We start from the raw sequence: 4,370 nt of genomic DNA on the forward strand, positions 1-4,370 counted from the left end.
CCCCAGACTCCGTCCGGGGGGACCCCCAGCCCCTAGCGGAACGCATGCCCACAACCGGAGGTGGACGGGAAGGCGCGCCCCTTTAGGGGCGCGGGGAACTGCGCGACCGGCCGTCGACGACCCGCAGCCGCGCACGCAGCGCAAGACGCACCCCGGTAGGCGCAGCGGGGTCCGGGGGCGGCAGCCCCCGGTGACAGCTGGACGTCAACCGTCCAGCTCCCCCATCCGGTGCGCCGGATACCGCTCCCCCGCCGCCCGGCAGGGCGAAACCACCTCGCCGATCTCCGCCAATTCCCCCTCCGTAAGAGAAAGAGACGCCGCCGCCACGTTCTCCCGCAGATAACGCGCCCGCTTCGTCCCCGGAATCGGCACCACGTCCTCGCCCCGCGACAGCACCCACGCCAGCGCCAGCTGAGCCGGTGTCACCTCACGCGCACGCGCGAGCGCCCGCAGCGGGGCGATCAGATCGAGGTTGACCGCGAAGTTCTCCGGCTGGAAACGAGGGCTCGCCCGCCGGTAGTCGCCCTCGACGAACGCGTCGGGCGAGGTGAGCGTCCCCGTGAGGAAACCCCGCCCCAGCGGGCTGTACGCGACGAAGCCGATGCCGAGCTCCCGCAGGGTGGCCAGCAGGCAGCCCTCCGCGTCGCGGGACCACAGGGAGTACTCCGACTGCACGGCGGTCACCGGATGCGTGGCGTGGGCCCGCCGGACGGTGGCCGGGGACGCCTCGGATAGTCCGATGTGGCCGATCTTCCCGGCCGCGACGAGCTCGCCCAGCGCGCCGACGGTCTCCTCGATGGGCACGGCAGGGTCGACGCGGTGCAGGTAGTACAGGTCGATGTGGTCGACGCCGAGCCTGCGCAGCGAGGCGTCGCAGCAGGCTCTGGCGTGGCCGGGGCTGCCGTCGATGCCGAGCCAGGTGTTGCCGGGCCCGCGGATCAGCCCGAACTTGGTGGCGAGGACCACCCGTTCGCGGATTCCGGCGACGGCCTTGCCGACGAGTTCCTCGCCGGTGTGCGGCCCGTAGACGTCGGCCGTGTCGAGGAGGGTGACGCCGAGGTCGACGGCCTCGTGAAGGGTACGGACGGCGACGCCCGGGTCGGCGGCCGTGCCGTAGAAGTCGGTCATGCCCATGCACCCGAGGCCCACGGCGGAGACCTCCAGGGCGCCGAGGCGGCGGGTGGGCGGCGGCGGGATCATGAGGCGGTGCTCACCTCCTCCAGTACCTTGCCGAGGATTTCCATGCCCTGGTCGATCTGGTCGAGCGTGGTGCTCGCCGGGGGCACGAAGCGCAGCACGCTGCCGCCGCGGCGCACGCTGAAGATGAGCCCGGCCTCGAAGCAGCGGCGGCCGATCTCGTTGCCCTCCTCGTAGGCGGGCTCCTTGGTGTCGCGGTCGCGGACGAGCTCGATGCCGACGAGCATGCCGCGCCCGCGCAGGTCGCCGACGAGTTCGTGACGCTCCATCAGGGCGCCGAGGTGCTCGCGCAGGCGGGTGCCGAGCGCGCGGGCCTTGGCGGGGACGTCCTCCTCGACGACGATGTCGACGCTGGCGGAGCCCGCGGCGCACAGCAGCGGGTCGTTGCTGTGCGAGCGGGTGACGGTCAGTCCGTTCTCGACGGCCTTCTCCTCGATCGCGTCGGTGGTGGTGACCGAGCTGATACCGACGCCCCCGCCGAGGTGTTTGGCGAGGGTGACGATGTCGGGCACCACGTCCTCGCTGTCCTCGTCGGTGAAGCCGAACATGGTGCCGAGCTTGCCGAGGCCGGTCTGTTCGTCGTCGACGATCAGCAGCATGCCGCGCTCGTGGCACTTCTCCCGCAGCCGGGCCAGCCAGCCCTTCGGCGGGTCGATGACGCCGCCCGCGCTGAACAGGGGCTCGGTGATGACGGCGGCGGGCTGGTCGGCGGCCTGGGCGTCGACGAGTTCGAAGCTCGCGTCCAGGCAGGCCAGCCCGCAGGACGGATAGGTCTTGGCCAGCGGGCAGCGGTAGCAGTACGGGGCGATCAGGGCGTAGGAGTCGCCGGAGAGCGGGCCGTGGCCGCGCCGCCAGCCGGCGAAGGTGACCGAGCGGGCACTCGCGGACAGGCCGTGGTAGCTCACGTGCGGGCTGAAGACCTCGCGGCCGCCGGTGAAGATGCGGGCGAGGAGCAGGGCCAGTTCGTTGGCGTCGGCGCCGGACTCGCCGAAGAGGCTGCGGGTGAGTGGGTCGGGCAGCAGCCTGCCGAGTTTCTCGGCGAGCTCGATCTCCTTGACGTTGAAGTGGCTGCTGTGGGCGTGCAGCATCGTCTCGCACGCCTCCTGGATCGCGGCGAGGACGCGCGGGTGGTTGTGTCCGAGGGCGGCGCACATCTGGCCCGAGTTGAAGTCCAGGTATTCGTTGCCGCGCAGGTCGGTGACGACGGAGCCGCGCGCGGACGCGAACACGGGCCCGGAGAAGGCGCTGGTGTCGATGCGGCCGCGGAAGCTGTACCGCTGGGCGGCGTCCAGCAGTTCGCGTTCGCGCCGGGTGACGTCCGCCGTGCCCGTCGCCGGGCCGCCGGGCGGGTGCTCACCTGTGGTCATCACTGACTCCTTGTCCTGTCGGACGGCCTGTTGCGTGCGCTGTCGTGAGAGCGTGAGCATGGGCGTGGGTCTGGTCGGTCGTGCACGTCACCGGGCGGAGCACGCTCTCGCACACCGCCGCGAGCTCGTCCACGTGGGTGGTGAACAGCGTCCAGTGATCGCCGGGCACCCGGACGGCGCGCAGTGCTCCGCCGGTGGCGTAGGGGCCCCAGCCGTACACCTCGGGACCGGTCGCGGTGGCGCCATCGTGAGTGCTGTGGGTGCCCTCGCTGGTGTGCACGAGCGTCATGGGCCCGGCGTAGGGCGGCGGGGTCCAGCCGGTCATGGCGCGGGCGTTCTCGACGTAGACGGCCGCGAAGCGGCTCACCTCGCGCGGGGTGAGGCCCGAGCGTTCGCCGCCCACACGCCGGCAGATCTCGGCGGCGGCCGCGTCCAGCCGCTCGTAGGGGGCGGTGACCGGCGGGTCGAGCCCGAGGGCTCGGGAGACGAACTCCACGGCCCGGGCGCGGATCGCGGGGATGTCGGGCTGTCGCAGGTCGCAGTCGAGGAGCAGGACGTGGTCGACCCGTTCGCCCGCGGCGGTCAGGCCGGCGGCCATCTCCAGGGCCACGGCCCCGCCCATCGAGTAGCCGCCGAGCAGGTACGGGCCGTGCGGCTGGACGCGGCGCATGTGCCGGACGTAGCGGGCCGCCATGGCGGGCACGGTGCGGTCGCCGCGCGTCGCGTCGTTGCGGCCGACGGCCTCGAAGCCGTATGTGCTGACGAGGTGTTCCAGGCGGCGGGCGAGCCGTCCGAGTACGAGGACGTGGCCGCCCATGCCGTGGACGCAGAAGAAGGCGGGGAGTTCGCCGCCGGGCGGGGAGAAGCGCACCAGGGTGCGTTCGGCCGCGTCCTCGGGCGTGTGGGCGGCGATCCACCGGGCCATGCGCCGTACGGTGGCGAACTCGGCGGCTCCGCGCCGGGGCAGACGTACCATCAGGTCGCGCTCGACGCCCGCGACGAGTTCCGCGGCGAGCAGGGAGTCGCCGCCGAGGTCGAAGAAGTTGTCGTCCATGCCGACGGGGGTGCCCAGGACGCGCGTCCAGACGTCCCCGAGGGTCTTCTCCAGGCCGGTGCGGGGCTGCCCGCCCGTCGTGGCCGTCATGCGCGAGCCGCCCTGGACAGCGGTGCGGGCACGCGGGCGATCTCGTCGAGGCCGCCGTTCAGGTAGCGGTCGCGGGCCGTGCCGCGGCGGATCTTGCCCGCGCTGGTCTTGGGCACGGTGCGGCGCCGGATCAGCACGATCTCGGACAGGCGCAGACCGCACTCCCGGGTGACGGCGCGGCAGGCCGCGGCGCCGACGGCGGTGGCCTCGGCGGGCGTGCCCTCGTACTCGGCGACGGCGACGACGCGGGAGCCGTCGCCGCTCCCGATGTCGAAGGCGGTGTCGAAGGCGGCGACACAGCCGGGGCGCAGCCGCGGGTCGGCGGACCAGACGGCTTCCTCTATGTCCTGGGGGTAGTGGTTCTGCCCGTGCACGATGATGAGGTCCTTGATGCGCCCGGTGACGTACAGTTCGCCGTCGCGCACGAGCCCGAGGTCGCCGGTGCGCAGGTACGGCCCGGCGGCGGGCGCGTCGGCGGGGCGGGCGGCGAAGGTGGCCTCGGTCGCCTCGGGCCGGCCCCAGTAGCCCGCCGCCACGCCGGGGCCGCGCACCCAGATCTCGCCCTCGGTGCCGTCGGGGCGGGTGAGCAGGGTGTCGGGGGCGACGACGCGGACCGCGGTCCCGGTGACGGGGCGGCCGACACCGACGACGACGGGGCCGGG

General features: G+C 73.3%; 4 protein-coding genes. All 4 read right to left on the reverse strand.

Going from position 1 to position 4,370, the window contains the following annotated elements; translation table 11 throughout:
* Positions 1–204: 204 nt before the first annotated feature.
* Positions 205–1,200 carry an aldo/keto reductase gene (locus K6I34_RS32575; RefSeq protein ID WP_229331641.1) on the reverse strand — a complete coding sequence of 332 codons (996 nt, stop codon included), beginning with the start codon at positions 1,198–1,200 and terminating at the stop codon, positions 205–207.
* The gene (locus tag K6I34_RS32580) at positions 1,197–2,564 is read right to left on the reverse strand and encodes an aspartate aminotransferase family protein (RefSeq protein WP_229331642.1); all 1,368 of its coding nucleotides are present in this window, start codon (positions 2,562–2,564) and stop codon (positions 1,197–1,199) included. The genes K6I34_RS32575 and K6I34_RS32580 overlap by 4 nt, the downstream gene beginning before the upstream one ends.
* Positions 2,551–3,708, reverse strand: coding sequence for a thioesterase domain-containing protein (locus tag K6I34_RS32585; RefSeq protein WP_229331643.1), 1,158 nt, complete (start codon positions 3,706–3,708; stop codon positions 2,551–2,553). Before K6I34_RS32585 ends, K6I34_RS32580 begins: the two co-directional genes overlap by 14 nt.
* Positions 3,705–4,370: AMP-binding protein (locus K6I34_RS32590; protein WP_229331644.1), on the reverse strand; the 666-nt coding region annotated here is incomplete at its 5' end. The genes K6I34_RS32590 and K6I34_RS32585, both read right to left, overlap by 4 nt.

It is taken from the genome of Streptomyces sp. UNOC14_S4, assembly GCF_020740835.1.
Lineage (GTDB): Bacteria > Actinomycetota > Actinomycetes > Streptomycetales > Streptomycetaceae > Streptomyces.

Excerpts from the sequence above, each read along its gene's own strand:
- K6I34_RS32585 (WP_229331643.1), bottom strand. The coding sequence starts at position 3,708 with ATGACGGCCACGACGGGCGGGCAGCCCCGCACCGGCCTGGAGAAGACC.
- K6I34_RS32575 (WP_229331641.1), bottom strand. The coding sequence starts at position 1,200 with ATGATCCCGCCGCCGCCCACCCGCCGCCTCGGCGCCCTGGAGGTCTCC.
- K6I34_RS32580 (WP_229331642.1), bottom strand. The coding sequence starts at position 2,564 with ATGACCACAGGTGAGCACCCGCCCGGCGGCCCGGCGACGGGCACGGCG.